This window comes from Phenylobacterium sp. (genome assembly GCF_013911965.1).
GTDB lineage: Bacteria > Pseudomonadota > Alphaproteobacteria > Caulobacterales > Caulobacteraceae > Phenylobacterium.
The window spans coordinates 1-25,716 of the sequence record NZ_JACESE010000028.1; the positions used below are offsets into that span (position 1 = coordinate 1).

Sequence of the window (25,716 nt, forward strand, 5' to 3'; positions counted from 1 at the left end):
CCGCCGTCAGCGTCGTCTTGCCATGGTCAACGTGACCAATCGTGCCGATGTTGCAGTGCGGCTTCGTGCGTTCGAACTTCTCTTTAGCCATTTCAAGCTCCAGCCCTGTCCGGGCTTGTCCTCTAACTAGGGATGGATGGTTAGGCGTACTTCTTGATCACTTCGTCGGCGACGTGTTGCGGCACCGGATCGTAGTGGTCGTAGAGCATGGTGAACTGGGCGCGGCCCTGCGACATGCCCCGGAGGGTGTTCACGTAGCCGAACATGTTCGCCAGCGGGACGTAGGCGTTCACGACGATGGCGTTGCCGCGCACGTCCTGCCCCTGGATCTGACCCCGGCGGCCGTTCAGGTCGCCGATGACCGAACCCAGATACTCTTCCGGGGTCACGACCTCGACGGCCATGATCGGCTCGAGCAGCTTGGGAGCGCCCTTCTCACGCAGTTCCTTGAAGGCGGCGCGCGAAGCGATTTCGAAGGCCAGGACCGAGGAGTCGACGTCGTGGAACGCGCCGTCGATCAGGGTGGCCTTGAAGTCGATCAGCGGGAAGCCCGCCAGCAGACCGTTGTCCTTGGCCGATTCCAGGCCCTTCTGGACGCCGGGGATGTATTCCTTCGGCACGGCGCCGCCGACGATCGCGCTTTCGAAGACGAAGCCCGAGCCGGGCTCGCCCGGTTCGAACACCAGCTTGACCCGGGCGAACTGGCCCGTACCGCCGGTCTGCTTCTTGTGCGTGTAGTCGATCTCGGCCCGCTTACCCAGGCTTTCGCGATAGGCCACCTGCGGCGCGCCGATGTTGGCCTCGACCTTGTAGGTGCGCTTCAGGATGTCGATCTTGATGTCCAGGTGCAGCTCGCCCATGCCCTTCAGGATCGTCTGGCCCGACTCGTGGTCGGTCGAGACGGTGAAGGACGGATCCTCGGCGGCCAGCTTGGCGAGCGCCACGCCCAGCTTCTCCTGGTCGGCCTTGGACTTGGGCTCCACGGCGATCTCGATGACCGGGGCCGGGAATTCCATGCGCTCCAGGATCACCGGCGACTTGGCCGGGTCGCACAGGGTGTCGCCCGTGCGGGTTTCCTTGAGGCCGGCCAGGGCGACGATGTCGCCGGCGTGGGCTTCCTTGATGTCCTCACGGTTGTTCGAGTGCATCAGCAGCATGCGGCCGACCCGCTCGCGCTTGTCGCGCGTGGAGTTCAGCAGGCTCATGCCCGTCTCGATCTTGCCGGAATAGATGCGGCAGAAGGTCAGCGAACCAACGAAGGGGTCGTCCATGATCTTGAAGGCGAGCATGGAGAGCGGCTCGTCGTCGGAAGCCTTCCGCGTGATCGGCTCTTCGGTCTTGTAGTCGATGCCTTCCGTCGGCGGGATGTCCAGCGGCGACGGCAGGTAGTCGACGACGGCGTCGAGCAGGGGCTGCACGCCCTTGTTCTTGAACGCCGAGCCGCAGAGGATCGGATAGAAGGCGCCGGTCAGCACGGCCTTCCGGATGCACTTCTTGATCGTCTCTTCCGACGGCTCCTCGCCCGACAGGTAGGCCTCCATGGCCTCGTCGTCGAGTTCGACCGCGTTCTCGATCATGTAGGAGCGGGCCTGTTCGGCCTTTTCCTTCAGGTCGGCGGGGATTTCCTCGTCCTGGAAGGACGCGCCCAGGCCGTCATTGTCCCAGACCACGGCCTTCATGCGGACCAGGTCGACGATGCCGCGCAGGGCGGATTCGGAACCGATCGGCAGCTGGATCGGAACGGCCTTGGCGCCGAGGCGGTCACGGATGGACTCCACCGACTTGTCGAAGTCGGCGCCGAGCTTGTCCATCTTGTTGACGAAGACGATCCGCGGAACCTCGTACTTGTCGGCCTGACGCCAGACCGTCTCGGTCTGCGGCTCCACGCCGGCGTTGCCGTCCAGCACCGCCACGGCGCCGTCGAGCACGCGCAGCGAACGCTCCACCTCGATGGTGAAGTCCACGTGGCCGGGGGTGTCGATGATGTTGAGGCGCTTGCCCTTCCAGAAGGCGGTCGTCGCGGCCGACGTGATCGTGATGCCGCGCTCCTGCTCCTGCTCCATCCAGTCCATGGTGGCCGCGCCGTCATGGACTTCGCCGATCTTGTGGCTCTTGCCGGTGTAGAAGAGGATCCGCTCCGTCGTCGTCGTCTTGCCCGCGTCGATGTGGGCCATGATGCCGAAGTTGCGGTAGTCTTCGATGTTGTGCGTACGGGCCATAGCGAAAGGCTTTGCTGAAAGAGGTCCGGGGGTGTGCTGAACGAACGGCGCGGGCGGTTTAGCTCAAACCGCCCGCGCCGGGAAGCGATGGATGTCCGGCCTTACCAGCGGTAATGCGAGAAGGCGCGGTTCGCCTCGGCCATCTTGTGCGTGTCTTCACGCTTCTTCACGGCGGCGCCGCGGTTGGACGAGGCGTCCAGAAGCTCGCCGGCGAGCTTCTCGGTCATGGTGTTTTCACCACGGTTGCGCGCGGCGTTGACCAGCCAGCGGATGGCCAGGGCGCGACGGCGCTCCGGACGGACCTCGACGGGAACCTGATAGGTCGCGCCGCCGACCCGGCGGGAGCGGACCTCGATGCCCGGCGAGACGTTCTCGAGCGCGGCGTGGAAGGTCTCCAGGGGGCCCTGGTCCTTGCGCTTGGCTTCGAGGATGTCGAAGGCGCCGTAGACGATGTTCTCGGCGACGGCTTTCTTACCTTCGTACATCACATAGTTCATGAACTTGGTGACGACGAGGTCCCCGAACTTCGGATCGGGCAGGACTTGGCGTTTCTCGGCGCGACGGCGACGGGACATGGTCTTTGATCCTTACTTCGGACGCTTGGCGCCGTAGAGCGAACGGCGCTGCTTGCGGTCCTTCACCCCTTGGGTGTCGAGCACGCCGCGGAGGATGTGATAGCGCACGCCGGGAAGGTCCTTCACACGGCCGCCGCGGATCAGCACCACGGAGTGTTCCTGCAGGTTGTGGCCCTCGCCGGGGATGTAGCACACAGCTTCGATGCCGGTGGTCAGGCGGACCTTGGCCACCTTACGGAGAGCCGAGTTCGGCTTCTTCGGGGTGGTGGTGTAGACGCGCGTGCAGACGCCGCGACGCTGGGGGCAGCCCTTCAGGGCCGGCACCTTGTTCCGCGAGGGCTTGTCCTTCCGCGGCTTACGGATGAGCTGGTTGACCGTAGGCATTTATTCTCTGTGCCATTCCTTGGCTTGTGGGGGCGTGTGCCGTTGGGCCGAAGCGCCCCGTTGAAGGGTCCGTACTTTAGTCTCAGGCTTCGAAGCCGGCCTCTGAACGCGAAAACTCGCCGGCGCGCGTCGCTGAAGCGCTCCGGCGGGCGGCCGTCCTTTGCAAGACATTCGGTCCATCGGCGCCAGAGACTAAGAATCCCCGGCCTCGAAAGGAGCGCGGTTCTTACTCGCCTCGCGCCCGCGCGTCAACGTTTGCGAAATCTGTGGCTTGGCGGGCCCCAGGTCACAGTTTCGCCCTCGGTGCGGCCAAGCTTGCGGCCATGTGTGACGCCCGCTCCCGAAGCGATCGATGAGCCGCGGTTCGCCGCGCGCCCGATGGCTGGCGGCGATCACGGCCGTGCTGGTCCTGCACGCTGCGGCGGGCCTCGCCCTGTTGAGCGTGCGCCCCACCCTGCCCTTCGCGCCAGAGCCCCGCGTCTTCGAGGTTACGCTGCTCGCCCCTGTCCCGAGGCCGCAGCTGGCGGCTGAGACGAGATCGAGCGCGCAAGCCGGCGCAGCTGGCGCCCCGACGGTGCTGAGCGCCCGACCGGGAGCGGCCGCGCCGGCGACGGCCCCCGTCACCGCGGCCGTCTCCGAAGCGCCGGACGCGGCGGCCCAGGCCCGCTTCCGGTCGGCCTTGCGCAGCCGCGTGGGTTGCGCCTCCCCCGAGGCCTGGGGCCTGACGCGGGAAGAGCGCGAGGCCTGCCTGGAACGGCTCGCCCAGGGGGCGGCCGAAGCGCCCTATCGGCCCCCGGTCCTGGAGGAGGACAAGCAGCGCGCCTTCGACGCGGCGGCGGCGCGCAAGGCCGCCTACCGGGCCTACAAGGAATCAACCAGTCCGCCGCTCGGCATCGACACCACCGGCGGCGGCCCGGTCATGAACCCTCTGCCCGAACCCTAGGCCGAGGGCCGCCGGCCTCAGTCGAAGATGTCGAAGATGTCGAACTTCTTCTTTTTCTTGTGCCGGTAATAGTCGTCGTCATCGTAGCGATAGCGGCGCTCGCGCTCGTCGTAGCGGTGGGTCCGCTTCCAGGCGTCGGGGTCGCGATGGAAGGAGTCGACCTCCCGCTCGAACCGCTCCCGCGCGCCGGCCTCGCCGGCCTGCTCCTCGCGCACGCCGCCCAGCAGCTTTTCAAGCTCTCCGCGGTCCAGCCAGACGCCGCGACAGCTGGGGCACATGTCGATGTCCACGCCGGCGCGCGAGACATTCTGCATGGACGCATTGCAGTTGGGGCACATCAAGAGCGGCATCGGTATCTCCTCGACTGGGAGCTCCTGATATAGGCGTCCGGCGTTGCGCCTGCAGGCCCCGCCCTGCGGATCAGAAGCCGATGAAGTCCTTGAACTCCGGGACGAGGATCGCCCAGGTCGCCACCGCCTCCTCGATCAGCTCGGTCGAGGCGCCGCGTTCGACGTCGACGTCCATCTCCATGACCGGGTCCATGTCGCCGTCCAGATAGGCCCGGCCGAAGCGGTGCTCGGCGTTCCAGCGGTTGATGGTTTCATAGCTGAGCGGATCGCCGTCGAACCCGGTCGCGAACTGGAGGCTGGTGCAGCGGCCGCCGTCGCAGCCGTAGAAATAGACGCCGAAGCTCGCTCCGTCCGCGGCGCTGCGCACCAGAGGGTCGCCGACGCTATCGACGGTGACCTCCGCGCGATAGCCCATGTCGCGGAGCACCTGAGCCACCTCGGCGGCCGTGGCCCCGCCCTCCGGCAGCGGGCGCGCCGCAGCCGACGTGGCCCCCAGGGCGGCGATCATCGCGACCAGCAGCAATCTCGGCATTTCGACTTCCCCTTATCCAGATGTGCGTTCCAAATCGCACGGCGCAGCTTGGCAGGGAAGAGCGCCGATCCTGAGCTTCAGTCCGCCGGCAGATGCTCGGTGAGAAAGGCCTCGAGAGCCTGCAGCATGCGGATGCGGCTGGTCGGGCGATAGAAGTAGTGGTTCTCGCCCTCGAAGACGACGAGCTCCACCGGCTTGCCCGCCCGCTCCAGGGCGTTCTTCATCACGACCGAATGATCCAGCTGGACCACCGTGTCCTGGTCGCCATGAAGCAGCAGGACCGGTCCGCCGGCGGCCGCGGCGTGCGTCACCGGAGAGCCGGCCGCCATCTGTTCGCGGCTGGCCTGCCCGAGCATCTCCCGCAGTCCGGAGACGCTGAGCGAATCCCGTCCCCCGGCGCGGATCTCATGCAGCTGAAGCATCTGGAGATCGCTGACCGGGGCGATGGCCGCCGCACAGCGATATTCGTCCGGATACATGGTGATGCTGGCCAGGGCGGCGTAGCCGCCGTAGCTGGCGCCGACGATACAGACCTGGTCCGGATCGACGACGCCCGCATCGGCGAGCGCTTTGACGCCGTCGATCAGGTCGGTCTGCATCTTGCCGGCCCATTCGCCATAGCCGGCGCGTTCGAAGGCCAGGCCGAACCCGCGCGAGCCGCGGAACTGCGGGCGCAGGACGACATAGCCGCGGCTGGCCAGGAACTGGGTCAGATAGTCGAAGTCGTTCTGGTCGCGCGAATGGGGGCCGCCATGCGGCAGGACGATGAGCGGCCGCTTGCCCGCGGCCACACCCGGCGGGGTCGTCACATAGGCGGGAATGCTGAGGCCGTCACGCGCCGCGTAGGTGATCCAGCGTGTCTCGCCCAGGGGCGCGTCCTTCAGCTCCGGATAGGCGTCCGCCAGGGGCGACAGCTCCTTGCGGGCCCGGTCGAAGAGGTACCAGACCGGTGCGGAATCGGCCTCCTCGGCGCGGACGACGTAGCGATCACGGTCTTGCGACCAGCTGACGAGCGACACTTCGCGGTCGCGCAGAGCCCTCGAGAGCAGGCCGTGCACTGCGCCGACCTCGGCGTCCAGGAACTGCGCCTGGACGCTCTCGCCGCCCGCGGAGATGGCGATCGCCCGCCCGGTGTAGGGATCACGGCTCAGATGCGGCCGATAGGGGCTCGCCTCGCCCACCCGTTCATCGACGCCGTCGGCGAGGCGGCGGCGAATCACCTGATGGCCCGTCTCGCCGACCGAGATCAGATAGATGGCGTCCTCCGGGTCGGAGTAGCCGATGTAGTCGCCGCCGTCGGCCTCGCTCCAAACCTGGCTCCACCGCCGCTCGCCCTTGGCGCGGGCCCAGACGCGATCCAGTTCCGTCTTCTCGTCGGTCTCCAGGCGGACGCGGGCCTCACCCGTGGAGTCGGGCTCAAACCCCCACGCCTCGTAGGTGCCAGGCTCCACGAGCCGTCCTTCGCCGGTCGCCGGGTCGGCGCGCCACAGGGCCCACTTGAAGTGCTGCCCGTCTCCACGCTGCGCCACGCGGGAGTCGATGTGCGAGCGGTCAGGCGCGACCTGCAGTCCCATGAGATAGACCACGGGCGTCTCGCCATGGACGACGCGCACGACGTGCTGAGACGTGGCGTAGCGGCTGGCGTGGTCGTTGGAGAGCAGGTTGGCGATCGGCTTGCCGTCCAGATCGAAGGCGATGTTGCGTTCGAAGCGGTACTCCGCCCGCTGGTCGAGCTTCTCCCAGAAGCCGACCCTGACGATGACGTGCGCATCGCCCGCCCAGAAGAGCTCGACCGCCTCGATGTCGCCGAGCGGCGTCGTCTTCGCCGCGCCTCCGTCGATGGGCGCGATGTTGAGCGACCGCGCCCCCGCCGGTCCGCCGAGGATGGCGAGGTGCGCCCCGTCCGGCGAAATGGCCGCGTCCTGGATCGCCGGCAGCCGCCCGAAGGCCGCCGCGGGCGGCGGTTCGGCGCAGGCGATCGTCGCGCCGGCGGCCCAGGCCGCGAGCGCCAGTACAAGCCGGACAATCATAGGAACATCCCCCTCAACCCCTGGTGAGGTTAGCCGCGGGATGCGCCCAAGGCCAAGCTTGAAACCGGCCGTCGGCCACGAAAAACGGCCCGGGATCGCTCCCGGGCCGTTCGTCGTCTCAGGCTGGACCTTCGGCCTTAACGGTCGACCGTCTCGGCCTCGGCCGCGTCGGCGATCACTTCCGGCAGCGGCTCCATGGTCTCCTCGCGGCTGGCCGCCAGGGCTTCGTCGCGCTTGGCGGCGATGCGCTGGAGGTTGCGCAGGTAGGAGCCCGTGCCCGCCGGGATCAGGCGACCGACGATCACGTTCTCCTTCAGGCCTTCCAGGGTGTCGCGCTTGCCCTGGACCGAAGCCTCGGTGAGCACGCGGGTGGTCTCCTGGAAGGAGGCCGCGGAGATGAAGCTGCGGGTCTGCAGCGAGGCCTTGGTGATGCCCAGCAGGACCGGCTGGACGATCGCCGGACGGCCGCCGCGGGCCTCGGCCTTGGCGCTCTCCTCGTCCACCTCGATCTTGTCGAGATGGTCGCCCTTGAGCAGGCCGGTGTCGCCGGGTTCGAGGATCTCGACCTTCTGCAGCATCTGACGGACGATCGTCTCGATGTGCTTGTCGTTGATCGGCACGCCCTGCAGTCGGTAGACCTCCTGGATCTCGTTGACCAGGAACTCCGCCAGCGCCTCGATGCCCTGGATCCGCAGGATGTCGTGCGGATCGGGGTTGCCGTCGATGATGTACTCGCCCTTGCGGATGATATCCCCGTCGTGGACGGCGATATGCTTGCCCTTCGGGATGAGGAACTCGACCGCCTCGCCGCCGTCTTCCGGCGTGATCTTGATCCGGCGCTTGTTCTTGTAGTCGCGCCCGAACTCGACCCGGCCGTCCATCTCGGCGATGACCGCGCAGTCCTTGGGACGACGGGCCTCGAACAGCTCGGCCACCCGCGGCAGACCGCCGGTGATGTCCCGCGTCTTGGCGCCTTCGGTCGGCATACGGGCCAGCACCTCGCCGGGCTTCACCTCATCGCCGTCGCCGACGGAGAGAATGGCGCCCACGGGCAGCAGGTAGCGGGCCTCACCGCCGTTGGAGATGCGCTTGTAGGCGCCGTCGGCGTCGATGACGCCCATGGCCGGACGCAGGTCCGAACCCTTGGTCGAGGCGCGCCAGTCGGTGACCACGCGGTTGGAGATGCCGGTGGCCTCGTCGGCCTCCTCGCGGACGGAGACGTTCTCCACCAGGTCCTCGAAGCGGACGCGGCCGCCCACTTCGGTGAGGATCGGGGTGGTGTAGGGGTCCCACTCGGCCAGACGCTGGCCGCGCTTGACCGTGTCGCCGTCCTTCACCTTCAGGCGCGCGCCATAGGGCGGCTTGTAGGATTCGCGGTCCTTGCCGTCGACCTGGATGGTCAGCTGCAGGTTCCGGTTCATCACCACGAAGTCGCCGTCGCCGGCCTGGACGACATTGCCGCCCGCGAGCCGGACGACGCCCTCGTTGGCGCTTTCGAAGAAGGACTGCTCGGCCACCTGGGCGGTGCCGCCGATGTGGAAGGTCCGCATCGTCAGCTGCGTGCCGGGCTCGCCGATGGACTGGGCGGCGATGACGCCCACGGCCTCGCCGATGTTCACCGGCGTGCCGCGCGCCAGGTCGCGACCGTAGCAGGTGGCGCAGACGCCGTTCTTGGTCTCGCAGGTCAGGACCGAACGCACCTTCACCGTCTGGACGCCGGCGCTCTCGATCACCTCGATGAGGTTCTCGTCGAGATAGGTGTCGGCCGGGACGATGACCTCGCCGCTCGACGGATCCTTCACGTCCTCGGCCGTGGAGCGGCCCAGGATGCGAAGGCCGAGCGAGACCAGCACGTCACCGCCCTCGACCACGGCGCTGAGCGTGATGCCCCGCGTGGTGCCGCAGTCTTCCTCGGTGATGATGCAGTCCTGCGCCACGTCCACCAGACGGCGGGTCAGGTAACCCGAGTTCGCCGTCTTCAGCGCGGTGTCGGCCAGGCCCTTACGGGCGCCGTGGGTGGAGTTGAAGTACTCCTGGACGGTCAGGCCTTCCTTGAAGTTCGAGATGATCGGCGTCTCGATGATCTCGCCCGACGGCTTGGCCATCAGGCCGCGCATCCCGCCGAGCTGCTTCATCTGGGCCTGCGAACCGCGGGCGCCGGAGTTGGACATCATGAAGACCGAGTTGATCTCGGCCTCGCGGCCGTTGACGTCCTTCACCGGCTGCGAGATCTCGCGCATCATCTCGTCGGCGACGCGGTCGGTGGCCTTGGCCCAGGCGTCGACGACCTTGTTGTACTTCTCACCCTTGGTGATCAGGCCGTCGGCGTACTGCTGCTCGTATTCCTCGACCAGCTTGCGCGTCTCTTCGACGATCGGCTTCTTCCGCTCGGGGATGACGATGTCGTCCTTGCCGAAGGAGATGCCGGCCTTGGCCGCCTCGCGGAAGCCCAGCCCCATGATCTGGTCGGCGAAGATGACCGTCGCCTTCTGACCGCAGTGGCGGTAGACGGTGTCGATCAAATTGCCGATTTCCTTCTTGGTCAGGTTCTTCTCGAGCAGCTTGTGGCTGACCGCCGGGTTGCGCGGGAAGAGGGCGGCGATCTTCATGCGGCCCGGCGTGGTGTCGATCACACGGGTGACCACCTCGCCTTCCGCATTCATCTCGGTGTGGCGCGCCTTGATCTTGCTGTGCAGCGTGACGACGCCCGAGTTCAGGGCCGCCTCGATCTCACCCAGGTCGGCGAACACCTTGCCCTCGCCCGGCTCGCCGTCCTTGACCAGCGACAGGTAGTAGAGGCCGAGCACGATATCCTGCGACGGCACGATGATCGGCCGGCCGTTGGCGGGCGACAGGATGTTGTTGGTCGACATCATCAGCACGCGCGCTTCCAGCTGGGCTTCCAGCGAGAGCGGCACGTGGACGGCCATCTGGTCGCCGTCGAAGTCGGCGTTGAAGGCCGTGCAGACCAGCGGGTGGAGCTGGATGGCCTTGCCCTCGATCAGCTTGGGCTCGAAGGCCTGGATCCCCAGACGGTGCAGGGTGGGCGCGCGGTTCAGCAGCACCGGGTGTTCGCGGATCACCTCGTCGAGAATGTCCCAAACCGCCGGCTGCTCGCGCTCGACCATGCGCTTGGACTGCTTGACGGTGCCCGACAGGCCCTTGGCGTCCAGGCGCGCATAGATGAACGGCTTGAAGAGCTCGAGCGCCATCTTCTTCGGCAGGCCGCACTCGTGCAGCTTCAGCTCGGGACCGACGACGATGACCGAGCGGCCCGAATAGTCGACGCGCTTGCCGAGCAGGTTCTGACGGAACCGGCCCTGCTTGCCCTTCAGCATGTCGGCCAGCGACTTGAGGGGCCGCTTGTTGGCGCCGGTGATGACGCGGCCGCGACGGCCGTTGTCGAACAGGGCGTCGACCGACTCCTGCAGCATCCGCTTTTCGTTGCGGATGATGATGTCGGGCGCGCGCAGCTCGATGAGGCGCTTGAGGCGGTTGTTCCGGTTGATGACCCGGCGATAGAGGTCGTTCAGGTCCGAGGTCGCGAAGCGGCCGCCGTCCAGCGGCACCAGCGGACGCAGTTCCGGCGGGATCACCGGCACGACCGACAGCACCATCCATTCGGGCTTGTTGCCGCTCTCGAGGAAGCTCTCGATCAGCTTCAGACGCTTGGACGTCTTCTTGAGCTTCATTTCCGAGGTGGTGGTGAGCAGTTCCTCGCGGAGCTTCTCGGCCTCCTTCGGCAGGTCGATGCCCTTGAGCAGGTTCTGCACCGCCTCGGCGCCGATCTCGGCGGTGAAGCTGTCGTCGCCGAACTCTTCCTGGAAGCGCAGATAGTCGTCTTCCGACAGGAGCTGGTGCAGCTTCAGCGGCGTCAGGCCCGGTTCGGTGACGATGTAGTTCTCGAAGTAGAGCACCCGCTCCACGTCCTTCAGCGCCATGTCGAGCATCATCGAGATGCGGCTCGGCAGGGACTTCAGGAACCAGATGTGGGCGACGGGGCTGGCCAGTTCGATGTGGCCCATCCGCTCGCGCCGGACGCGGGCCAGGGTGACCTCCACGCCGCACTTCTCGCAGATGATGCCCTTGTACTTCATGCGCTTGTACTTGCCGCACAGGCACTCGTAGTCCTTGGTCGGACCGAAGATGCGGGCGCAGAACAGGCCGTCGCGCTCGGGCTTGAACGTGCGGTAGTTGATCGTTTCCGGCTTCTTGATCTCGCCGAAGGACCACGAGCGGATCTTTTCGGGCGAGGCCAGAGCGATACGGATCTGGTCGAAGGTCGGAGCGGCCTGGACCGGATTGAAGATATTCAGGACTTCCTGGTTCATCGGATATCCAGTTCGTCAGTCATTTCGAAGGCGATGGGGAGGAGCTGACGGCCCCTCCCCTCGCACGGGTCATGTGCGCAGCTGAGGTCCGCCTCAGCTGTTCTCCAGCTCCACGTTCAGGCCGAGCGAGCGCATCTCCTTGACGAGCACGTTGAAGCTCTCGGGGATGCCGGCCTCGAACGTGTCGTCGCCACGGACGATGGACTCGTAGACCTTGGTCCGGCCGGCCACGTCGTCGGACTTCACCGTCAGCATTTCCTGCAGGGTGTAGGCCGCGCCGTAAGCCTCCAGCGCCCACACCTCCATCTCGCCGAAGCGCTGCCCGCCGAACTGGGCCTTGCCGCCCAGCGGCTGCTGGGTGACGAGGGAGTACGGGCCGATGGAGCGGGCGTGGATCTTGTCGTCCACCAGGTGATGCAGCTTCAGCATGTAGATGTAGCCGACCGTGACCGGGCGCTTGAACTTGTCGCCGGTCTGGCCGTCGTACAGCGTCACCTGGCCCGAACGGTCGAGACCGGCCTTCTCCAGCAGGTTCTCGATGTCCTCGATGCGCGCGCCGTCGAAGACCGGCGTGGCGAAGGGGATGCCCTTGGAGAGGTTGCGGGCCAGCTCGATCAGGTCCTCGTCGCTCTCGGGGAGCTCCTGGTCCTTGCCGTAGATGTCCTCCAGCCACTCCACGAGGGCGGCGCGCTGACCGCCGTTCTGCCAGGCCTCGAGCATGTTCGAGATCTGACGGCCGAGGCCGGCCGAGGCCCAGCCGAGGTGGGTTTCGAAGATCTGGCCGACGTTCATGCGCGAAGGCACGCCGAGGGGGTTCAGCACCAGGTCGACGGGGGTGCCGTCCTCCAGGTGGGGCATGTCCTCGATCGGCAGGATCTTGGAGATGACCCCCTTGTTGCCGTGACGGCCGGCCATCTTGTCGCCGGGCTGAAGCTTGCGCTTCACGGCCACGAAGACCTTGACCATCTTCATCACGCCCGGGGGCAGTTCGTCGCCCCGCTGCAGCTTGTCGACCTTGTCCTCGAAGCGGCGGTCGAGGCGCTTGCGGGCCTCGTCGAACTGACGGCGCATGGCCTCCAGCTCGCCCATGGCCTTCTCGTCCTCGAGGGCGATCTGCCACCAGAGGCCCGGCGCGATGTCGGAGAGCTTCTCGGCGGTGATCTCGCCGCGGCCCAGGCCCTTCGGACCCGAGACGGCGACCTTGCCCACCAGCATCTCGCGCAGGCGCGCGGTCATGTTGCGGTTCAGGATGGCGAACTCGTCGTCGCGGTCCTTGCCCAGGCGGTCGATCTCGGCGCGCTCGATGGCCATGGCGCGCTCGTCCTTGTCGACACCGTGGCGGTTGAAGACGCGGACCTCGACCACCGTGCCCGACACGCCCGGCGGCAGGCGCAGGGAGGTGTCGCGGACGTCGGAAGCCTTTTCGCCGAAGATGGCGCGCAGGAGCTTCTCTTCCGGAGTCATCGGGCTCTCGCCCTTCGGCGTGACCTTGCCGACCAGGATGTCGCCCGGCTGGATCTCGGCGCCGATCGCCACGATGCCCGCCTCGTCGAGGTTGCGCAGGGCTTCCTCGCCGACGTTCGGGATGTCGCGGGTGATTTCTTCCGGGCCCAGCTTGGTGTCGCGGGCCATGACCTCGAACTCCTCGATGTGGATCGAGGTGAAGACGTCATCGCGCACGATCCGCTCGGAGATCAGGATTGAGTCTTCGAAGTTGTAGCCGTTCCAGGGCATGAAGGCGACGAGGGCGTTGCGGCCCAGGGCCAGTTCGCCCAGCTCCGTCGACGGGCCGTCAGCGATCACGTCGCCGGCGTTCACCCGGTCGCCGACGCGCACCAGCGGACGCTGGTTGATGCAGGTCGAGGTGTTGGAGCGCTGGAACTTCTGCAGACGGTAGATGTCGACGCCCGGCTTGGTGGGGTCGGTCTCTTCCGTGGCGCGGATGACGATCCGGGTGCCGTCGATCTGCTCGATGACGCCGGAGCGGCGGGCCACGACCACGGCGCCGGAGTCCACGGCCACGACGCTCTCCATGCCGGTGCCGACCAGCGGCGCATCCGTACGGATCAGCGGCACGGCCTGCTTCTGCATGTTCGAGCCCATCAGGGCGCGGTTGGCGTCGTCGTTTTCCAGGAAGGGGATCAGCGAGGCGGCGACCGAGACGACCTGCTTGGGCGAGACGTCCATCAGGTCGACGGTGTCCTTGGCCAGCAGGGTCGGCTCGCCGTTCACCCGGCCAGGCACCAGGTCTTCGACGATCTCGCCGTTCTCCAGCTTGATGTTGGCCTGGGCGATGACGTGCTTGGCCTCTTCCATGGCCGACATGTAGACCACCTCATCGGTGGTCTTGCCGTCCTTGATCCGCCGATAGGGGCTTTCGATGAAGCCGTACTTGTTCACCACCGCATGGGTGGCGAGCGAGTTGATGAGGCCGATGTTCGGGCCTTCCGGCGTCTCGATGGGGCAGATCCGGCCGTAGTGCGTCGGGTGCACGTCGCGCACCTCGAAGCCGGCGCGCTCGCGGGTCAGACCGCCCGGGCCAAGGGCCGAAAGACGGCGCTTGTGGGTGATCTCCGAGAGCGGGTTGGTCTGGTCCATGAACTGCGACAGCTGCGAGGAGCCGAAGAACTCCCGCACGGCGGCAGCCGCCGGCTTCGCATTGATCAGGTCATGGGGCATGACCGTGTCGATGTCGACGCTGGACATGCGCTCCTTGATGGCGCGCTCCATGCGCAGCAGGCCGACGCGGTACTGGTTCTCCAGCAGCTCGCCCACCGAGCGGACCCGGCGGTTGCCCAGGTTGTCGATGTCGTCGATCTCGCCGCGGCCGTCGCGCAGGCCCACCAGGGTCTTGAGCACGGCCAGCACGTCGTCCTTGCGCAGGACGCGCACGTCGTCGGGGCAGTCGAGCTCCAGGCGCATGTTCATCTTCACGCGGCCGACCGAGGACAGGTCGTAGCGCTCGGAGTCGAAGAACAGGCTGTTGAACATCGCCTCGGCGGCCTCGGCCGTCGGCGGCTCGCCCGGACGCATGACCCGGTAGATGTCGAACAGGGCGTCTTCGCGCGTGGTGTTCTTGTCGATGCGCAGGGTGTTGCGCATGTAGGCGCCGACCGTCACGTCGTCGACGTCGAGGACGTCGAACTTGGTGAAGCCCTGCTCTTCCAGGGCGGCCAGCAGGGCCTGGTCGATCTCGTCGCCGGCCTCGGCGTAGATCTCGCCGGTCTCGACGTTGACGAGGTCGCTGGCCAGGTAGCGGCCGAACAGGGCCTCAGGCGCCAGCAGCAGGGTCTTCAGGCCGCCGTCGGCGAACTTGCGCGCATTGCGGGCGGAGATCTTCTGGCCGGCCGGAGCCACTTCCTCGCCGGTGTCGGCGTCGATCAGCGGGAAGTCCGGCTTGGCGCCGCGCCAGCGTTCGGCCTTGTAGGGCGTGGCCCAGCCGCCCTCGCGCTTTTCGAAGGGCACGGTCTCGTAGAAGGTGGAGAGGATCTCCTCCCCGTCCATGCCGAGCGCCATGAGGAAGGTCGTCGCCGGCAGCTTCCGACGACGGTCGATACGGACATAGACGATGTCCTTGGCGTCGAACTCAAAGTCGAGCCAGGAGCCGCGATAGGGAATGACGCGGGCGGCGAAGAGCAGCTTGCCCGAGGAGTGGGTCTTGCCCTTGTCGTGGTCGAAGAAGACGCCCGGCGAGCGGTGCATCTGGGAGACGATGACGCGCTGGGTCCCGTTGACGATGAAGGTGCCCTTCTCCGTCATGAGCGGGATGTCGCCCATGTAGACGTCCTGCTCCTTGATGTCCTTGACCGAGCGGGCGCCGGTCTCCTCATCGGTCTCGAACACGATGAGGCGCAGCTTGACCTTCAGCGGCGCGGCGAAGGTCATGTCGCGCTGGACGCACTCCTCGACGTCGTACTTCGGGTCTTCGAACTCGTAGGAAACGTATTCGAGGACGGCGCGTTCGTTGAAGTCCTTGATCGGGAAGACCGACTTGAAGACCGCCTCGACGCCCTCGTCCCGGCGCTCGCCGGGGCGCACTTCGCGCTGGAGGAACTGCTCGTAGGAGGAGCGCTGAACCTCGATGAGGTTCGGCATCTGGACAGCTTCGGGGATGCGGCCGAACGACTTCCGGATCCGCTTCTTGCCGGTGAAGGATTGCGCCATTGTTGTCCCTTGCGGACACGCGGAAGATGGTTCCCGCGCGTCGATTGTTCATCCTGCGTCCACCCTCGGATCTCCCTTGCGGGAGCCGGACGCTGGAAAGTCCCCTTTGCGTCGGGGACGCTCCCTCGCATGGTCGGAGGGCGACGGACCATGCCTCGGAGTCAAACGCGCGAAGACTCGCGTCTTGGCTGAATCGGAATTTCGCGAAGCTCGCCACTTAAGACGTTTGCAAGCCCTTGGGAAGCCCTTTTACACAGAAAAAGTGAGGCGGCGGTCCGCCGCGACCGTCGCCTCACCGCTTCAGGGGCTCCCGGGCGTATCCCGGGTGATGATCTTGGACCTTCGTTCGTACGGCGGACCAACCGGCCGGCCGTAGGCATGGTTCCCGGTCAGTCGGTCCGCCCGCCGAATTCGATCAGGTTCCCGTCGGGATCGGCGACGATGAAGTTCCCCTGCCCCTGGCCATGCCAGGGTTCGCGCTTCAGCGGGCGGTGAATGATCCCCCCCGCGCCTCAAGCTCCAGGAACAATAGCCGCGCGTTGCTGACCATCACCGCGGCCGACAGCAGCTCACCGCCGACGCTGTGGTCCATCACCGGACGCTTCACCTGCCGAATGCAGATTGTCGCCGCATCGCGAACCACCAGTCCGCGGCGACCGTATGGCGGCCTTCGCGATACCCGCGGACGAGCTGCTTGGCCTGCTTCTTGAGGTTCTGGATATCGGGCATGGGGGCGCTGCAGATTGAGGGATCGTAGGCGGGCCTGGCCCCCTCGGCCGGATCGGCCGGTGCGCCCTACAGCGACGGCAGGAACAAATCCCGCCACGGCTGAGGCGCCAACGGAAACGGGCCCGGAGGTCTCCCCCCGGGCCCGCGAAGATGCGCAAAGCTTGCGCCGTCCCCGGCCTTCCTTGAGGAAGGACGGTTCCAAGACGTCGGAACGCGAGTGTCGCGCTCCGGCTTACTTGATCTGGACGGTGGCGCCAGCCTCTTCGAGCTTCTTCTTGATCTCTTCGGCTTCCTGCTTGGAGATGTTTTCCTTGATGTTCTGAGGAGCGCCTTCGACGAGGTCCTTGGCTTCCTTCAGGCCGAGGTCCGGACGGACGCCGCGGACTTCCTTGATCACGTTGATCTTCTTGTCGCCGCCGGCGGCGAGCACGACGGTGAACTCGGTCTGCTCTTCAGCGGCCGCAGCGGCTTCGCCGCCGCCGGCAGCCGGAGCGGCGGCCACGGCCACCGGCGCGGCGGCCGAAACGCCCCACTTTTCTTCGAGCATCTTGGAGAGCTCGGCGGCCTCCAGGACGGTCAGGGCGGACAGGTCTTCAACGATCTTTTCGAGATTGGCCATGGGTATGGATCCTTAAGCGGTGTTGGGGTGTCGGGAAGATGACGATCAGGCGGCGTCTTTGGCGGCGTAAGCGCCCATGACGCGAGCCAGCTGACCGGCCGGCGCCTGCAGGACGCCCGCGACCTTGGTCGCCGGAGCCTGAATGAGGCCGATAAGCTTGCCGCGCAGCTGGTCCAGGGACGGAAGCGTGGCGAGCGCGCTCACCCCGGCCTTGTCCAGAACCTGCGTGCCCATCAGGCCGCCCATGATCACGAGTTTCTCGTTTTCCTTGGCGAACTGGGTGGCGACCTTGGCGGCGGAGACCGGATCCGGGCCGTAGGCGATGGCGACGGGGCCAGTGAAAAGGGCGTCGCCCTCCTCGCCGACCGAGCCGTTCAGAGCCTTCTGGGCCAGGGTGTTCTTCACCACCTTCAGCTGGGCGCCCTGCTCACGCAGGCGGCCCCGGAGATTCGTCATTTCCGCAACGGTCAGACCCAGATTGTGGGTCACGACCACGGCGCCGGACTCGGCGAAGACGCCCTTCAGCGTCTCGATCGCTTCCTGCTTTTGAGCGCGGTCCATTGCGGTCTCCTACTCAGGTGCGGCGGCCGGACCATTCCGGACGCCGTAACGACAGCCACGCCCCGGGCGAACCCGCGGCGGACCGGCAGCCTGTCCATTGAGAGAAGTCGCAGCCGGCGCGCCCCTCCCGCACGCGGAAAGAGCTAAGGACGGCGGTCATCTTCCCGTCTCCCCGCGAGTGTGGAAGGGCTCTCCCACGCTTATGGTCCAGGCGGCCCCTGGACCCCGCAGTTCTTGGACAGGATCGGAAGGCGTATGGCGCCCCCCGTCCTCGCCGCCCCTTGCGGACCGGCGAAACCTTAGAAGGCGCGGCTCATACACCAGCCGACAGGCGGTTTCAACGCCCGATCGCCGCGCCTCCATTGACCCCCGCCCTCGCCGCCCGTAACAGTGCGATTGAAAACGCGTCGCATTCGTGGAGAGAGCGTCATGGGCCTGAACGGCGCCGCCTGGCTCACCGCCGGCCTCGTCCTTTGCCTGCTCGGCGTGCTCGCCCTGCTGGAGGCCTGGCGCCGCAGAGGCAGGCCGCACGCACCCTGGCTGGTCGGCGGCTGGGCCCTGCTCCTCGTCTCGGCCGTCCCTTTCTTTCACGCGGCCTCCGGTGAAAGCGGCGTCGCCGCCTGGATGACGGCCGCGGGCCTTCTCCCCCTCGTCGTGATCGGGCTTCGCACCGAGTGGCGCCGCGCGCCCGATCAGCGGCGCAAGCCGCAGCGGGTCAGCGCCGCCGGCGCCGGCGTCGATCCGGGGACCAGCGCCGCGAGCACCCCCTGGCGCACCGCCGCCGTCGTCGGCCTGGCCCTGCCCGTCTTCGGCGTCGCCAGCCTGATGCTGGGCATGGGCGTGGTGCGCAACGGCCCCGGCGGCGCCGGCGAACAGCTGATGTCGGCGGCCCTGATCACGCCGCTCGTCTGGGGGCTCGGCATGGCCTGGGCCTGCGCCGATCCGCGCCTGTCGCGCACGCTCGCCGTCGCCGGCGTCGTGGCCGCCCTGGGCGGCCTCCTCTACCTGCTGCCCTGAAGGAGCCCTGACACATGGCCGCCACCCTCTGGCCGAAGGTTCCGCCGAACTTCGTCCGCACCGTGCTTTCCGGACACTCCGCGCTCGGCCTCGTGGTCGGCGGGCTGGCCTATCTGCTGTCCCTGACCGGCGTCCTGGCCGTCTTCATGACCGACTTCGAGCGGTGGGAGCAGCCGAACGTGCCGGAGTTCGCCGCCATGGCCCCCGGCGCCCTGGACCGGCTCTATGGCGAGGTGATGGCCGCCGCCGACGGACCGGCCGACCGCCTGTTCATCACCCTGCCCACGGCCGAAGCGCCTCGCAGCGCGGTCTATGTCGGCGAGCAGGCCTGGTTCGCCACCGCCGAGGGGGCGCTGTGGGGTGAGGTCTCCCACGAGTGGACCCACTTCCTGGAGCACCTGCACTACTATCTCAGCCTGCCCCACACCTTCGGGATCGCCGTCGTCGGCCTGGTCGGCGCGGCCATGGTCGGGCTGATCCTGTCGGGGCTGGCGGCGCACCCGCGCATCTTCCGCGACGCCTTCGCCCTGCGCTGGACCTCGTCCCCGCGCCTGTCCCAGGCCGATCTGCACAATCGCCTGAGCGTCTGGGGCGCGCCCTTCCATCTCGTGATCTCGTTGACCGGCGCCTATTTCGGCCTGGCCGGCGTGCTGCTCTTCCTCGCCGGGGCCACGGTCTATGGGGGCGACCGTGACCGTCTGCTGGCGCCCCTCTTCGGCGCCGCCCCGGCGGCGGACGCCGCCGCCGCCCCGCCGCCCCGCCTGGACGCCGCGGTCGCCCAGATCGCGGCCCTCGCGCCTGCGGCCGAGCCCAGCTATCTGAGCGTCGAGGCGCCGGGAACCCGTGGCCAGGTGATCGATGTCAGCGCCACTGTTCCCGGCCAGCTCGTCTATGCCGAAACCTGGCGTTTCGACGGCGCGGGCCGCTTCCAGTCGAAGCTCGGCGCCACCGACGGCGGCCTCGGCCAGCAGACGGCCTGGGCCATGTACCCGCTGCACTTCGGCTCCTTCGGCGGACTGCCGATCCGTCTGGCCTATGGCGCTCTGGGGCTGGCGCTTTGCGTGGTGGTCGCCAGCGGCGTCAACATCTGGCTCGTCCGCCGCCGGGCCCAGGGGCGTCCCGCGCCCAAGGCCGAACGGCTTTGGATCGCCACCGTCTGGGGCTCGGGTCTCGCCCTGGCGGTCGCAGCCGTCGGCATGCTGGCCTGGGAGATCCCGGCCGAACCCGTCTTCTGGGGCCTGGCGGCGCTGCTCCTGATCGCCGCGCCGTTCGCGCCCGAGACGCGCAGCTTCTCGCGCCTGCTCCGGCTGGCCACCGCCGCGGCCATCCTGCTGGTCCTGGCCGTCCATGCCGCGCGGTTCGGCGCCGATGCGCTCGGGCCGACGGCCCTGCCGGTCAGCCTGAGCCTCCTCGCCATCGCCCTGGCGCTGGGCGCCTCGACCCTGATCGGACGCGCCGGGGCCGAGCCCGCGCTCCAGCCGGCCCCTGCGCCCGGCGAATAGGCCGCCGCCCCGGGGGACAACGAAAAAAGGGAGCTGCGTCGCCGCAGCTCCCTTCGCTTTTCCGGTCGGTCGGACGCTTAGGCGCCGACGGAGCTCGTATCGACCTTGAAGCCGGGGCCCATGGTCGAAGACAGGCTGATCTTCTTCACATAGGTGCCCTTGGCGCCCGACGGCTTGGCCTTGTTCAGCGCGTCCACCAGGGCCTTCACATTGGCCAGGATGGCGTCTTCGGAGAAGCTCGCCTTGCCGATGCCGGCGTGGATGATGCCGGTCTTTTCGGTGCGGAACTCGATGGCGCCGCCCTTGGCGTCCTTCACGGCCTGGCCGACGTTCGGCGTCACCGTGCCGACGCGCGGGTTCGGCATCAGGCCGCGCGGGCCCAGCACCTTACCCAGACGGCCGACGAGGGCCATCATGTCGGGGGTGGCGATCACGCGGTCGAACTCCATGAAGCCGCCCTGGATGCGCTCGACCAGCTCTTCGGCGCCGACGATGTCGGCCCCGGCGGCCTTGGCTTCCTCGGCCTTGGCGTCCTTGGCGATGACGGCGACGCGGACGTCGCGGCCGGTGCCCGACGGCAGGTTCACGACGCCGCGGACCTGCTGGTCGGCGTGACGCGGATCGACGCCCAGATTGACGGCGATCTCGATCGACTCGTCGAACTTGGCCTTGGCGTTTTCCTTCACCAGGCGGATGGCTTCTTCCACCGGATGGGCGGCCATGCGGTCGCCGGTCCAGGCCTGAATGCGCTTGGGTTGCTTGGCCATGGCGATCAGGCCTCCACGATCTCAAGGCCCATCGAACGGGCGGAGCCCTCGATGATGCGGGCGGCGGCCTCGACGTCGTTGGCGTTGAGGTCCTTCATCTTCTTCTCGGCGATCTCGCGCAGCTGGGTGCGGGTGATCTTGCCCACGGTCTCGCGGCCGGTGAGCTTGGCGCCGGACTTCAGGCCGACGGCTTCCTTGATGTAGTGGGTCGCCGGCGGGGTCTTGGTGACGAAGGTGAAGCTCTTGTCCTGGTAGACGGTGATCACCGTCGGCAGGGGCGTGCCCTTCACTTCCTTCTCGGTGCGGGCGTTGAACTCCTTGCAGAAGCCCATGATGTTGACGCCGCGCTGGCCGAGCGCCGGCCCGATGGGCGGCGAAGGCGTGGCGGAGCCCGCGGGCACCTGCAGCTTGATGTAGCCCAGAATCTTCTTGGCCATCTTCTCCTCTTTGGCCGGAGGCCCGGCCGGTTGAGCCGTGGTCCGGAGTTGGCGCTCCTCCCACGGATTTGAGCCGCGCGACCCGATGGCCGCCCGGCGAAGGGCGCGCTTCTATCAGCGGGATGGTTCGGGGGCAAGCGGCCGAAAGAGGTGACACGAAGGACACAAAGGACCGCAAAGGGCACGAAGCCTAAAGGATGAGCCGTCGCAGCCCGTGCTTCAGCAATTCGACGTTGAAGTTCACCAACAAGCCAAGCCGGTGGCCGGACAATCTCATGTAGGTCAGGAGTTGCGCCTCATGGAGGCGCGAAAGCGCCTCGACGGCCTTGACCTCGACGATCACAGAACGTCCAACGAGAAGGTCGAGGCGATAGGCGCCCTCCAAGCGCAAACCCTCATAGACAATCGACAAAGGCAGCTGTCGCTCGACCAACAGGCCACGCCCCTCCAGCTCGTAAGCCAGGCAGTGCTCGTAGGCAGCCTCGAGAAGGCCGGGTCCGAGCGCGCGATGGACCAGCCCGCGTCGACCACCTCGCGCGCGATGCGGTCTGCGGCCTCATCCACGTCTTCGTGTCCTTCGCGTCCTTGGTGCTCTTCGTGTCACCTCTTGGACGCGGCACGACCGCGATCAGCTGATCTTTTCGACCTGGCCGTATTCGAGTTCCACCGGGGTGGCGCGGCCGAAGATGGAGACCGTGACCCGCAGGCGGGCGCGTTCCTCGTCGACCTGCTCGACCGAGCCGTTGAAGCTGGCGAAGGGACCGTCGGTGACGCGCACCTGCTCGCCGATCTCGAAGGTGATGGTCGGCTTCGGCCGCTCCACGCCCTCTTCGATGGCGCCGATGATGCGGGCCACTTCCTTTTCGGACACCGGCATCGGCTTGGCGCCCGAACCGAGGAAGCCCGTCACCTTCGGGGTGTTCTTGATGAGGTGATAGGCCTCGTCGGTGAGGTTCATCTTCACCAGGACATAGCCCGGGAAGAACTTCCGCTCGGTGTTGATCTTACGTCCGCGGCGGATCTCCACCACGTCCTCGGTGGGCACCAGCACCTCGGAGAACTGGTCCTCCAGGCCCTGGGAACGGGCCTGCTCGAGGATCGACTCCTTCACCTTCTTCTCGAAGTTCGAGTAGGCGTGGACGATGTACCACTTGTGGTTCGAAGGCGCGGTCGGTTGCGCGGCGGTTTCGTTGCTCATCTTGTTATCCTACCCCGCGTTGGCGAGCTGGAGCAGCAGCCCCATGCCCCAGCCGAGAATGGAGTCGACCGCGAAGAAGAAGATCGCCGCCAGCACCACCATGATCCCGACCATCACCGAGGTGATCCAGGTCTCCTTGCGGCTGGTCCAGGTGATCTTGCGCGCCTCGGCGCGCACTTCCCGCGCGAACTGACCGGGGCTGGTCTTCTTCTTCGGCGCAGAGTCGGCGAGCGACGAGCCCGAGGACATGGCGGCGGCCGTCTTGGCGGCGCGGCTCCTCATCGCTTGCGGCGTTCCGCTCGGTTTCCTGGCCATCGAGGATAGCGACTTTCTACTCCCGGGCGGCGGAAGCCCCGCCCGCGCGTTCTACGGCTTCACGAACAAAGATAGTGGCAGGAGTGGAGGGACTCGAACCCCCGGCCCTCGGTTTTGGAGACCGATGCTCTACCAGCTGAGCTACACTCCTACGCGGCCGGCCCCTCGCCTTTGACAGCTAAGGACCTGATTCCGGTCAATGAACAACGCGCCGGAAGGCGGTGTCCCGCCGGCGCGCGCGGCTCATCGCCGGAGCCGGGTCGTTTAGCAGGGGGCGCCGCGCCCGGCAAGGTGGGATCGAAGGGCGTCCGGCCCGCGTTCCAGGGACCTGACCACCGAACGCTCCAGGAGGCGAAACGCCATGTCCGATGAAGCTCCGCGCGCCGGCGAGCCGGGCGACGACCGCAACCGCGACGACGAACAGCGGCCCGGCGTCCCGCCGCGCTCCGCCTATGTCCCGGCCGGCGAAAAGGACACCACGGAATCGGCCAAGACCCGGACGGATCCGACGACCGGCGAACCGCACGCGGCGGCGCCCGAACCGGCCCGGTCGCGGCACGACCAGGGGGACGAACCCAAGAGCCCGCTGGGCGACCCGCCTAGGTCTTGACGCCGTCCAGTTCGAAGCTGCGGTCCAGATTGGCGATCTTGTCCTCGACCAGGCCCGCCCGCTTCAGCGCCAGGGACGCCGCCCACAGCGCGGTGCGCGCCGGCATGGGCGTGCGGTCCATGGCGGCGACGGGAATCCCCTTCCGGCGGAAGATGCCGTTGGCGTAGTGGGCCCCGTTGGTGATGCGCGTGCCCCAGGTCTGGTAGTCCACGGACAGGGAGACGTTGAAGCCTTCCTGGTTCTCGATCCGGTGCGGCGCGTGCAGGGGCCAGGTGGCGGCCATGCCGGGCGTGAGGTCGAAGACCTGGGCCGCGGCGTCCATGCCCCGGTTGTAGGGCAGGTCCTCGGTCTGCTGCTTGAGCATGATGTCCTCCATGCCCGTCTGGGGCATGTGGACCTCGTCTGCCGGATAGATCCAGATGCGCTTGCGTCCCCGCATGTGGAACAGGCAGACGCCGGGCGCGTCGGCGTGGAACGGCACCTTGGCCTGGGGCGCCGACAGGATCAGTTGTCCGTTGAGCTGCACGGGCCGGAAGCCCGGCGCCTCGCGGGAGATCTCACGGAAGGCGGCGTGGATGACCGGGGCGAGGCCCTCATAGTGCTGCTCCACGCGGCGCAGCTGAACCCAGACGCGGCCGTCCTTGATCCCTTCCAGCACCTTCTCGCCGGGCAGCCGGCCGCGCACGCCGGTGCGCATGGTCGCCCGCCCCTCGTCGTCATAGTCGAACAGGTTGATGTCGTAGAGCTCGGCAGGATAGCGGTCGAGCAGGGCCGCCAGCGCCTCGTCGTCGAAGAGCCCGGTCTCGGCCAGACGGTGGCCGAACACGATCGGAGCCTTGCGGAAGTCGCGCTTCTGCTCGGCGCTCCAGGCGGGAATCAGGCGGTCGGTGACGTTCGTCGTCATGGTCGTTTCCTTCAGTCCAGCAGCAGCAGGCCGGCGCTGGCCCCGGCGAGAGAAAGTCCAAGGCCGACGCCCGCGCCGATGCGCGGATGCCGGCGGCCGATCCGGCCGAGCGAACGGCCGGCGGCGGTGATCTGTCCGTTGAGCCCCGGCTCGCAGGCGGCGATGCGGTCCAGGCGGCGGTCGAGGCGGCGGTAGAGGGCGCTCATCCGCTCATGCAGGGCGGGCGAACGCGCCATGGTCTGGCGCAGCAGGGCGCGCATCCCCTCGACGAAGGGATCGGCGATCACGTCGCCCTCCAGGACCTGCCCGGCCGGATCGGCGAAGGCGCGCTTGTAGTCTTCCGCCCCTGGTCCGAAGTCGGCGGTGGCGACGCCCTGCTCGGCCAGCACGCGCAACGTCTCCAGCGTCATCAGGGCGCCGGGCGAATAGCGTGCGAATTCCGGATCGTAGACAGGAAACCAGAGGTGATAGGCGCGCCCGGAGAGCAGGCCCGCCTCCGCGGCCACCACATGATCGCCGGCGCGCAGGACGGCCACCCGGAGGCCGAAATCGTCGGCGGTCCCGCAGCTCAGCCGCCGCAGCAGGTCGCGGGTCCAGGCTGTGGCGAACACGTCGTGCTGGCCGGTGCGGCGCATCTGCTCGCGCTTTTCCCGGATGATGGCGTCCAGGGCGTCGGCGTCGGGGGTGAGCGTGAACCTCAACGGCCCCACCTGCTCGGCCAGTTGGCGCATGCGCCGGCGCTTGTCCTTCAGGAAGCCGCCCTGCCCCGCGGCGCGGCGCTGCTCCAGATAGGCCTCGTAGCCTTGGGACAGGTCCGCGACCATGGCCGGGCGGGCGTCGGCGAAGAGATCGGCCGCCGGCGCGTGGCGCGGCACCAGCCCGCCGAAACGGAAGCGGCGCACGCGCAGGCGCCCGAGAACCGCCTTCAGGTCGATCTCCGCGCCCGGTCGCGCCACAAGGCCGTGATAGTCGGTGAGCGGCGCGCCGATGGGCTGAATGGCGCCGCCGCGGCGCTGATACGGCAGGAAGCCCTCGATCCGGCCCTCCCGGCGGATGATGGCCATGCGGGCGTGAGGCGCCACCTCGGCGGCGGCGACCACGTAGCGCAGATCGAAATAGGGGCTGGAGAGTTCCGGCGCGGCGGCGCGGAACTCCGCCCACAGCGCGCGCTCGCGCGCGTCGAGCTCGTCGGCCCGGCGCGTCTCGACGCTGATCTCGGCTCCCATTCTGGCGCCCCTCCGCTCCGCTGCACATCCTGCAGTTGTTCAACTGCAAGACGCGCGCCCGCGCAGGCCAGACAACCAGATGTAGGTTGCGAAAAAGGAAAGGCCCGCCGGATGACCGGCGGGCCTTTAGAAGCTTGTGGGCGGGGTTTGAGGTCCCGCCCGGTCCGCTGTGCGGTTACTCGATGATCTTGGCCACGACGCCGGCGCCGACGGTCCGGCCGCCTTCGCGGATGGCGAAGCGCAGGCCCTGGTCCATGGCGATCGGCGTGATCAGCTCGACGTCCAGCTCGGCGTTGTCGCCGG

23 protein-coding genes, 1 tRNA gene and 1 pseudogene are annotated in these 25,716 nt (G+C 67.7%); 4 read left to right on the forward strand and 21 right to left on the reverse strand.

Going from position 1 to position 25,716, the window contains the following annotated elements:
* The 4 genes from H2041_RS18445 to rpsL form a co-directional block, all read right to left on the reverse strand.
* The coding region (locus H2041_RS18445) for a GTP-binding protein (RefSeq protein WP_292114729.1) at positions 1–91 on the reverse strand (91 nt) is incomplete at its 3' end.
* A gap of 49 nt (positions 92–140) precedes the next feature.
* Positions 141–2,219 carry an elongation factor G gene (fusA, locus tag H2041_RS18450; protein ID WP_293415249.1) on the reverse strand — a complete coding sequence of 693 codons (2,079 nt, stop codon included), beginning with the start codon at positions 2,217–2,219 and terminating at the stop codon, positions 141–143.
* A 101-nt stretch (positions 2,220–2,320) separates the two neighbouring features.
* Complete coding sequence (gene rpsG / locus H2041_RS18455) at positions 2,321–2,794, reverse strand: 30S ribosomal protein S7 (RefSeq protein ID WP_293415251.1); 474 nt, start codon at positions 2,792–2,794, stop codon at positions 2,321–2,323.
* A 12-nt stretch (positions 2,795–2,806) separates the two neighbouring features.
* Positions 2,807–3,178: a 30S ribosomal protein S12 gene (gene rpsL / locus H2041_RS18460; RefSeq protein ID WP_293415253.1), complete on the reverse strand. Its 372-nt coding sequence runs from the start codon at positions 3,176–3,178 to the stop codon at positions 2,807–2,809.
* A 352-nt stretch (positions 3,179–3,530) separates the two neighbouring features.
* Between rpsL and H2041_RS18465 the strand changes: the two genes are divergently transcribed.
* Positions 3,531–4,121 carry a hypothetical protein gene (locus H2041_RS18465; protein ID WP_293415255.1) on the forward strand — a complete coding sequence of 197 codons (591 nt, stop codon included), beginning with the start codon at positions 3,531–3,533 and terminating at the stop codon, positions 4,119–4,121.
* A gap of 17 nt (positions 4,122–4,138) precedes the next feature.
* Here H2041_RS18465 and H2041_RS18470 read toward each other — a convergent pair whose 3' ends face one another.
* The 8 genes from H2041_RS18470 to rplJ form a co-directional block, all read right to left on the reverse strand.
* The gene (locus H2041_RS18470; RefSeq protein WP_293415257.1) at positions 4,139–4,471 is read right to left on the reverse strand and encodes a zf-TFIIB domain-containing protein; all 333 of its coding nucleotides are present in this window, start codon (positions 4,469–4,471) and stop codon (positions 4,139–4,141) included.
* Between the two features lie 70 nt (positions 4,472–4,541).
* Complete coding sequence (locus H2041_RS18475) at positions 4,542–5,003, reverse strand: YbjN domain-containing protein (protein WP_293415259.1); 462 nt, start codon at positions 5,001–5,003, stop codon at positions 4,542–4,544.
* A 77-nt stretch (positions 5,004–5,080) separates the two neighbouring features.
* The gene (locus H2041_RS18480) at positions 5,081–7,033 is read right to left on the reverse strand and encodes a S9 family peptidase (RefSeq protein WP_293415261.1); all 1,953 of its coding nucleotides are present in this window, start codon (positions 7,031–7,033) and stop codon (positions 5,081–5,083) included.
* A 137-nt stretch (positions 7,034–7,170) separates the two neighbouring features.
* A complete protein-coding gene (gene rpoC, locus H2041_RS18485) occupies positions 7,171–11,364 on the reverse strand; it encodes a DNA-directed RNA polymerase subunit beta' (RefSeq protein ID WP_293415263.1) in 4,194 nt (1,397 codons plus the stop codon).
* A gap of 93 nt (positions 11,365–11,457) precedes the next feature.
* Positions 11,458–15,528: a DNA-directed RNA polymerase subunit beta gene (rpoB, locus tag H2041_RS18490; protein ID WP_293415265.1), complete on the reverse strand. Its 4,071-nt coding sequence runs from the start codon at positions 15,526–15,528 to the stop codon at positions 11,458–11,460.
* Positions 15,529–16,131: 603 nt separating this feature from the next.
* On the reverse strand, positions 16,132–16,257 hold the full coding sequence (locus H2041_RS18495) for a hypothetical protein (RefSeq protein WP_293415267.1): 126 nt from the start codon (positions 16,255–16,257) through the stop codon (positions 16,132–16,134).
* Between the two features lie 232 nt (positions 16,258–16,489).
* Positions 16,490–16,876 carry a 50S ribosomal protein L7/L12 gene (gene rplL, locus H2041_RS18500; protein ID WP_293415268.1) on the reverse strand — a complete coding sequence of 129 codons (387 nt, stop codon included), beginning with the start codon at positions 16,874–16,876 and terminating at the stop codon, positions 16,490–16,492.
* Positions 16,877–16,921: 45 nt separating this feature from the next.
* Positions 16,922–17,437 (reverse strand): 50S ribosomal protein L10, encoded by a 516-nt coding sequence (gene rplJ, locus H2041_RS18505; RefSeq protein ID WP_293415269.1) that lies wholly within the window; start codon positions 17,435–17,437, stop codon positions 16,922–16,924.
* Positions 17,438–17,866: 429 nt separating this feature from the next.
* Here rplJ and H2041_RS18510 point away from each other — a divergent pair, with 429 nt between their 5' ends.
* Together H2041_RS18510 and H2041_RS18515 are read left to right on the forward strand one after the other, a co-directional pair.
* The gene (locus H2041_RS18510) at positions 17,867–18,454 is read left to right on the forward strand and encodes a hypothetical protein (protein ID WP_293415270.1); all 588 of its coding nucleotides are present in this window, start codon (positions 17,867–17,869) and stop codon (positions 18,452–18,454) included.
* A 14-nt stretch (positions 18,455–18,468) separates the two neighbouring features.
* Positions 18,469–19,956 carry a PepSY domain-containing protein gene (locus H2041_RS18515; protein ID WP_293415272.1) on the forward strand — a complete coding sequence of 496 codons (1,488 nt, stop codon included), beginning with the start codon at positions 18,469–18,471 and terminating at the stop codon, positions 19,954–19,956.
* Between the two features lie 77 nt (positions 19,957–20,033).
* Here H2041_RS18515 and rplA read toward each other — a convergent pair whose 3' ends face one another.
* From rplA to H2041_RS18545, 6 genes are all read right to left on the reverse strand, one after another.
* Entirely contained in the window at positions 20,034–20,723 is a 690-nt protein-coding gene (gene rplA / locus H2041_RS18520) for a 50S ribosomal protein L1 (protein WP_293415274.1), read from the reverse strand.
* Positions 20,724–20,728: 5 nt separating this feature from the next.
* Positions 20,729–21,160: a 50S ribosomal protein L11 gene (rplK, locus tag H2041_RS18525; RefSeq protein ID WP_293415276.1), complete on the reverse strand. Its 432-nt coding sequence runs from the start codon at positions 21,158–21,160 to the stop codon at positions 20,729–20,731.
* A gap of 190 nt (positions 21,161–21,350) precedes the next feature.
* Positions 21,351–21,677: a GxxExxY protein gene (locus tag H2041_RS18530; RefSeq protein WP_367134427.1), complete on the reverse strand. Its 327-nt coding sequence runs from the start codon at positions 21,675–21,677 to the stop codon at positions 21,351–21,353.
* A gap of 111 nt (positions 21,678–21,788) precedes the next feature.
* Complete coding sequence (nusG, locus tag H2041_RS18535) at positions 21,789–22,358, reverse strand: transcription termination/antitermination protein NusG (RefSeq protein ID WP_293415278.1); 570 nt, start codon at positions 22,356–22,358, stop codon at positions 21,789–21,791.
* 9 nt (positions 22,359–22,367) lie between these two features.
* On the reverse strand, positions 22,368–22,640 hold the full coding sequence (gene secE / locus H2041_RS18540) for a preprotein translocase subunit SecE (protein WP_293415280.1): 273 nt from the start codon (positions 22,638–22,640) through the stop codon (positions 22,368–22,370).
* A gap of 108 nt (positions 22,641–22,748) precedes the next feature.
* Positions 22,749–22,824 (reverse strand) — tRNA-Trp (locus H2041_RS18545).
* A gap of 210 nt (positions 22,825–23,034) precedes the next feature.
* Between H2041_RS18545 and H2041_RS18550 the strand changes: the two genes are divergently transcribed.
* The gene (locus tag H2041_RS18550; RefSeq protein ID WP_293415282.1) at positions 23,035–23,283 is read left to right on the forward strand and encodes a hypothetical protein; all 249 of its coding nucleotides are present in this window, start codon (positions 23,035–23,037) and stop codon (positions 23,281–23,283) included.
* Here H2041_RS18550 and H2041_RS18555 read toward each other — a convergent pair.
* From H2041_RS18555 to tuf, 3 genes and pseudogenes are all read right to left on the reverse strand, one after another.
* Complete coding sequence (locus tag H2041_RS18555; protein WP_293415284.1) at positions 23,273–24,187, reverse strand: transcriptional regulator; 915 nt, start codon at positions 24,185–24,187, stop codon at positions 23,273–23,275. The two genes, H2041_RS18550 and H2041_RS18555, sit on opposite strands and share 11 nt — an antisense overlap.
* An 11-nt stretch (positions 24,188–24,198) precedes the next feature.
* Positions 24,199–25,413, reverse strand: a complete 1,215-nt coding sequence (locus H2041_RS18560; protein ID WP_293415286.1) for a GNAT family N-acetyltransferase — start codon at positions 25,411–25,413, stop codon at positions 24,199–24,201.
* A gap of 175 nt (positions 25,414–25,588) precedes the next feature.
* Positions 25,589–25,716 (reverse strand): annotated as a pseudogene (gene tuf, locus H2041_RS18565) (elongation factor Tu); the annotation flags it as partial.

Excerpts from the sequence above, each read along its gene's own strand:
- rplA (WP_293415274.1), bottom strand. The coding sequence starts at position 20,723 with ATGGCCAAGCAACCCAAGCGCATTCAGGCCTGGACCGGCGACCGCATG.
- H2041_RS18560 (WP_293415286.1), bottom strand. The coding sequence starts at position 25,413 with ATGGGAGCCGAGATCAGCGTCGAGACGCGCCGGGCCGACGAGCTCGAC.
- nusG (WP_293415278.1), bottom strand. The coding sequence starts at position 22,358 with ATGAGCAACGAAACCGCCGCGCAACCGACCGCGCCTTCGAACCACAAG.
- rplK (WP_293415276.1), bottom strand. The coding sequence starts at position 21,160 with ATGGCCAAGAAGATTCTGGGCTACATCAAGCTGCAGGTGCCCGCGGGC.
- rpsG (WP_293415251.1), bottom strand. The coding sequence starts at position 2,794 with ATGTCCCGTCGCCGTCGCGCCGAGAAACGCCAAGTCCTGCCCGATCCG.
- H2041_RS18510 (WP_293415270.1), top strand. The coding sequence starts at position 17,867 with ATGGGCCTGAACGGCGCCGCCTGGCTCACCGCCGGCCTCGTCCTTTGC.
- H2041_RS18495 (WP_293415267.1), bottom strand. The coding sequence starts at position 16,257 with ATGCCCGATATCCAGAACCTCAAGAAGCAGGCCAAGCAGCTCGTCCGC.
- H2041_RS18470 (WP_293415257.1), bottom strand. The coding sequence starts at position 4,471 with ATGCCGCTCTTGATGTGCCCCAACTGCAATGCGTCCATGCAGAATGTC.
- rpoC (WP_293415263.1), bottom strand. The coding sequence starts at position 11,364 with ATGAACCAGGAAGTCCTGAATATCTTCAATCCGGTCCAGGCCGCTCCG.
- H2041_RS18555 (WP_293415284.1), bottom strand. The coding sequence starts at position 24,187 with ATGACGACGAACGTCACCGACCGCCTGATTCCCGCCTGGAGCGCCGAG.
- rpsL (WP_293415253.1), bottom strand. The coding sequence starts at position 3,178 with ATGCCTACGGTCAACCAGCTCATCCGTAAGCCGCGGAAGGACAAGCCC.
- rplL (WP_293415268.1), bottom strand. The coding sequence starts at position 16,876 with ATGGCCAATCTCGAAAAGATCGTTGAAGACCTGTCCGCCCTGACCGTC.
- H2041_RS18480 (WP_293415261.1), bottom strand. The coding sequence starts at position 7,033 with ATGATTGTCCGGCTTGTACTGGCGCTCGCGGCCTGGGCCGCCGGCGCG.
- H2041_RS18475 (WP_293415259.1), bottom strand. The coding sequence starts at position 5,003 with ATGCCGAGATTGCTGCTGGTCGCGATGATCGCCGCCCTGGGGGCCACG.
- rpoB (WP_293415265.1), bottom strand. The coding sequence starts at position 15,528 with ATGGCGCAATCCTTCACCGGCAAGAAGCGGATCCGGAAGTCGTTCGGC.
- rplJ (WP_293415269.1), bottom strand. The coding sequence starts at position 17,437 with ATGGACCGCGCTCAAAAGCAGGAAGCGATCGAGACGCTGAAGGGCGTC.
- H2041_RS18515 (WP_293415272.1), top strand. The coding sequence starts at position 18,469 with ATGGCCGCCACCCTCTGGCCGAAGGTTCCGCCGAACTTCGTCCGCACC.
- fusA (WP_293415249.1), bottom strand. The coding sequence starts at position 2,219 with ATGGCCCGTACGCACAACATCGAAGACTACCGCAACTTCGGCATCATG.
- H2041_RS18550 (WP_293415282.1), top strand. The coding sequence starts at position 23,035 with ATGTCCGATGAAGCTCCGCGCGCCGGCGAGCCGGGCGACGACCGCAAC.
- H2041_RS18465 (WP_293415255.1), top strand. The coding sequence starts at position 3,531 with ATGAGCCGCGGTTCGCCGCGCGCCCGATGGCTGGCGGCGATCACGGCC.
- secE (WP_293415280.1), bottom strand. The coding sequence starts at position 22,640 with ATGAGGAGCCGCGCCGCCAAGACGGCCGCCGCCATGTCCTCGGGCTCG.